This is a genomic window from Shewanella sp. SM23 (assembly GCF_025654295.1).
Lineage (GTDB): Bacteria > Pseudomonadota > Gammaproteobacteria > Enterobacterales > Shewanellaceae > Shewanella > Shewanella oncorhynchi.
This window is the reverse complement of record NZ_JAKKRM010000042.1, coordinates 1-4387: the sequence shown is the minus strand read 5'-3', so window position 1 is coordinate 4387 and position 4387 is coordinate 1. Positions and strand designations below refer to the sequence as shown.

At 45.2% G+C, this 4387-nt stretch carries 4 protein-coding genes, 4 tRNA genes and 1 rRNA gene; 8 read left to right on the top strand and 1 reads right to left on the bottom strand.

Translation table 11 applies throughout. The features are described from left to right. The first annotated feature begins 125 nt into the window (after positions 1-125). The 3 genes from rrf (at position 126) to birA (ending at position 2407) form a co-directional block, all read left to right on the top strand. A 5S ribosomal RNA gene (gene rrf / locus L5L98_RS22105) occupies positions 126-241 on the top strand. A gap of 188 nt (positions 242-429) precedes the next feature. Beyond that, positions 430-1455, top strand: a complete 1026-nt coding sequence (gene murB / locus L5L98_RS22100; protein ID WP_263143559.1) for a UDP-N-acetylmuramate dehydrogenase — start codon at positions 430-432, stop codon at positions 1453-1455. Continuing rightward, the gene (gene birA / locus L5L98_RS22095) at positions 1448-2407 is read left to right on the top strand and encodes a bifunctional biotin--[acetyl-CoA-carboxylase] ligase/biotin operon repressor BirA (protein WP_263143557.1); all 960 of its coding nucleotides are present in this window, start codon (positions 1448-1450) and stop codon (positions 2405-2407) included. The genes murB and birA overlap by 8 nt, the downstream gene beginning before the upstream one ends. 27 nt (positions 2408-2434) lie before the next feature. Here the strand turns inward: birA and coaA are convergent, their stop codons facing one another. After that, a complete protein-coding gene (coaA, locus tag L5L98_RS22090) occupies positions 2435-3385 on the bottom strand; it encodes a type I pantothenate kinase (protein WP_105251027.1) in 951 nt (316 codons plus the stop codon). Between the two features lie 235 nt (positions 3386-3620). On the opposite strand from coaA, the gene L5L98_RS22085 reads away from it, so the two are divergent. The 5 genes from L5L98_RS22085 to L5L98_RS22065 form a co-directional block, all read left to right on the top strand. Then, positions 3621-3696: transfer RNA gene (locus L5L98_RS22085), tRNA-Thr, on the top strand. Between the two features lie 8 nt (positions 3697-3704). Beyond that, positions 3705-3789 (top strand) — tRNA-Tyr (locus L5L98_RS22080). A 38-nt stretch (positions 3790-3827) separates the two neighbouring features. Further along, positions 3828-3901, top strand: a tRNA-Gly gene (locus L5L98_RS22075). A gap of 8 nt (positions 3902-3909) precedes the next feature. Further along, positions 3910-3985: transfer RNA gene (locus tag L5L98_RS22070), tRNA-Thr, on the top strand. Positions 3986-4102: 117 nt separating this feature from the next. After that, positions 4103-4387: GTP-binding protein (locus L5L98_RS22065; protein WP_261729865.1), on the top strand; the 285-nt coding region annotated here is incomplete at its 3' end.

Here is a 4387-nt window from a genome sequence, read left to right as displayed (position 1 = left end):
TTTTGCTAAGCGACCTTAGATAGAATACAGATACTTGATAAAGTTTGAACTCAAACAAAGCAAATCAGCTTTCCGAATTATTATTAGCGTGAGCCAGTGATGGACACGGTAATAAACAGAATTTGCTTGGTGACAATAGCCTTGTGGAACCACCTGATCCCATCCCGAACTCAGAAGTGAAACGCAAACGCGCCGATGGTAGTGTGGGGTCTCCCCATGTGAGAGTAGGTCATCGCCAAGCGCCTAATTATCTCATTGAGATGTAACCAAGCCAGCTGAATAAGCTGGCTTTTTTGCGTCTATAATTTGTTAATTGGAGTGATTTTCCTGCTTTTCTCTCTGTTCTTCATCCAGCCATCTTCTCTAGCATGAGCTGCAATCCTCGCTTTTAGCAGTTACAATACGTTTTTGTCGTCATTGAACAAACACATGTCTCTATCTCATAGCCTTCAATCATTTAATTCCTTTGGTTTAGCCCAGTCTTGCGCGGATCTTGTTGAAGCGCACTCAAAAGAAGCTGTTAAGGCGATATGTCTGTCACTATGGCAACAGCAATTGCCTATGTTGGTGCTTGGTGGTGGTAGCAATCTGGTCTTTACGGAGGACTTTAACGGCACAGTTGTCAGGGTTTTATCGAAAGGGATAAAAGTATCTGAAGACACAGAAGCGTTTTATCTCGATGTTGAGGCGGGTGAGAATTGGCACGAGTTAATTCAGTTTACGCTCGAGCATGGCATGTTTGGGCTGGAGAATATGGCATTAATTCCTGGGACGGTTGGTGCAGCACCTATTCAGAATATTGGCGCTTATGGTGTTGAACTATGTGATGTGTGTGATTGGGTTGAGTATCTTGATTTACCCTCAGGTGAATTTGTGCGCATCAGCACAGCTGAGTGTCAATTTGCTTACCGTGAGTCTATTTTCAAAGACAAATTGCGCAATCTTGCTGTAGTCACAGCTGTTGGACTGCGCTTAACTAAACGTTGGCAACCGCGTTTGGCCTATGGTCCATTGCAATCATTTGATCCTGCAGCTGTTACAGCGCATGAGATTTTTGAGCGCGTATGCCAAGTACGAAGTGAAAAGCTTCCTGATCCCGCAGTGCTTGGCAATGCAGGCAGTTTCTTTAAAAACCCCATTGTAAGCGCGGCCTGTTATCTCGATTTAGCACAGCGTTTTCCGACGATAGTGGGCTACGCACAAGCGGATGCAACAGTGAAATTGGCTGCAGGCTGGTTGATTGAACAAGCGGGACTGAAAGGTTTTGTGCTCGGCAATGTGGCAGTGCATGACAAGCAAGCCTTAGTGTTAGTGAATCGAGGCGGAGCAACGGGGCATGATATTTGCCGCCTAGCGCTGTATGTTATTGCGCAGGTACAGGATAAATTTGGTGTTGTGCTAGAAGCCGAGCCTAGAATCATCGGGGCTAATGGCGAAGGAGATTTGCATGTCTGATCATTGGGGAAGAAAACGCCAGATATTAGCTTTATTATCTAGCGGGCAATTTGTTTCTGGCGAGCAGTTAGCCACTGAACTTGGGATTTCGCGTGCCGCAGTGAATAAGCACATCGATGCGCTAGAAACCTATGGTGTGGCAATTTATAGCGTCAAAGGTCGCGGCTATAAGTTAGCGAATCCTATTTCTTTGATTGATGCTTCACGTTTAGTGCAATCAATTGATAACCGTTGCTTTTACTTTGATGAGATAGCAAGCACTAACGGCTTTATGCTGGACCATACAACTGAATTGAAGAATGGTGATGTGTGTGTGGCAGAGTATCAATCTGCAGGTCGTGGTCGTCGAGGCCGAATTTGGGTGTCGCCCTATGGGCATCACTTATATTTCTCGCTGTTTTGGACTTTCCCGCAGGGAATGGCGCAGGCAATGGGATTAAGTTTAGTGGTGGCCTGTACATTGGTTGAAGTGCTTAAATCTTTTGGCGTCGAGAATATTGGTGTTAAGTGGCCCAATGACATCTATTTGGATAACAAGAAGCTTGCCGGGATCTTGATTGAGATGTCGGGTCAGGCTGATAGCCAGTGCCAGCTTATCATAGGTGTTGGTGTCAATATGGCTATGTCCGAGGAGCAAGGTAAAGGTATCGATCAGCCTTGGAGTGATTTGTCAGAGTTGGTCGATATGCCTGACAAGACGGCGCTTGTTATTGCATTACATAAGCAGCTTAAGCGTGATATTCAGCTATTTGAGCGTGAAGGATTAGCTGCATTCAAGACTCGTTGGCAAGCCGCAGACTTATTTTATGGCCGTGAAATACGTTTGCTTATGGGGGAAAAGTCTGTCGAAGGAATTTGTCGAGGCGTTGATGAGCAAGGTGCGGTATTGCTCGAAACCGCCGACGGTGTTCAAGCATTTATCGGCGGTGAAATTAGCTTAAGGGCACGCTAAGTACCCAAGAGTCAATTTTACATAAGGCTATTTGCGCATCAGCACGTGGGACATCAAATGATCCTGACCTTTCTGCAGGATCAAATGGGCTCTCTCACGGGTCGGTTGAATGTTAAGTTGTAGGTTTGGACCATTGATTGTGTCCCAAATATTAGCGGCAATCGTATTGGCCTCATCATCGGTTAGCGTCGAATAGTGATGAAAATAAGATTTTTTGTCACTGAATGCACCAGAGCGGAACTGCAAAAATCGTTCTTTATACCATTGTTTTAGCAAAGGTTCTTCTGCATCGACATAAATAGAAAAGTCGACAAAATCGGAGACGAAAGGACGACGAGTATCAACGGGGGAGTCGAGTCCTGTTTGTAGTACATTTAAGCCTTCTAAAATTAAGATGTCTGGTTGAGAAACCGTTTGGTGCTGATTCTTAACGCGGTCATAGGTGACGTGTGAATAGATAGGGGCTTTGACATGTGGCTGACCGGATTTCACTGCGGAGATAAACTCAACCAGCATTTTCATATCGTAACTTTCTGGAAATCCCTTACGCTGTAATAGTCCTTTACGTTTTAAGTCCGCCAGAGGATACAAAAAACCATCTGTTGTCACCAAATCAACTTTTGGGTGTTCAGGCCAGTGTCGTAGTAAAGCTTGCAAAATACGTGCTGTGGTGCTTTTCCCGACGGCGACACTACCAGCAATACTAATGATGTAAGGACTTTTTGATGGTTTTTGACCGAGGAATTCATCAACCACTAAGCCTCGTTGTTGCTTAGCTTTAACGATCAAATTCAGTAGCCGGCTAAGGGGAAGATAAATATCGGTCACTTCCGATAAGGAAATCTTTTCATTTATGCCTCTAAGGTTCTCCAAGTCTTGCTCACTCAGTGTCAACGGCACTGAATCTCGTAACTCAGACCATTGCAGGCGCTCGAAGGCGAGATAGAGTGCTTTTTGAATTGAATTTTTAGAAGTCATTGGCTTTCCTCAGCTTAGGAAAGGCACAGTACACTATGAGATTATTTGGAACAATACTAAATGGGTGATTGCAGTCGTGTTTCCGTTACCGTTTGATGTATTCGCTGTTTAATTGGCCGTCAAAGTTGCATAACGTGTAAAAAAACACCGTTCAAGCGCTTTTTTTACGTAAATAGGCGTTTTTTACTTGCACTTGGGAGCGCATTTACCTAATATCCCGTTCCGAAATGATAATGCCGGCATAGCTCAGTTGGTAGAGCAACTGACTTGTAATCAGTAGGTCCCGAGTTCGACTCTTGGTGCCGGCACCATTTTCTGTGGAGGGGTTCCCGAGTGGCCAAAGGGATCAGACTGTAAATCTGACGGCTCAGCCTTCGAAGGTTCGAATCCTTCTCCCTCCACCACTTTTTTCTAGGTAGTTAGGTAGCCTTAGTTAGGTTGCGCGGACATCGTATAATGGTATTACTCCAGCCTTCCAAGCTGATAACGCGGGTTCGATTCCCGCTGTCCGCTCCAAATTAGTTGCTGATATGGCTCAGTTGGTAGAGCACACCCTTGGTAAGGGTGAGGTCGGCAGTTCGAATCTGCCTATCAGCACCAGCCTCTCTAAATTTAGCTCCTGCGCCTAAACATAATCGGTTCGATGTCATTTTAATGCATCGGATTTTTTCTATATGTTAGTTTTCATCACCAAGAATCTTGGACTGAGGCATTACCATGGCTAAAGCTAAATTTGAACGTATTAAGCCCCATGTAAACGTGGGCACCATTGGTCACGTTGACCATGGTAAAACCACACTGACTGCAGCTATCTCTCACGTACTGGCTAAGACCTACGGTGGCGAAGCTAAAGACTTCTCTCAAATCGATAACGCTCCTGAAGAGCGTGAGCGCGGTATTACGATCAATACCTCTCACATCGAATATGACACGCCTTCACGTCACTACGCACACGTAGACTGCCCAGGCCACGCTGACTATGTTAAAAACATGATCACTGGT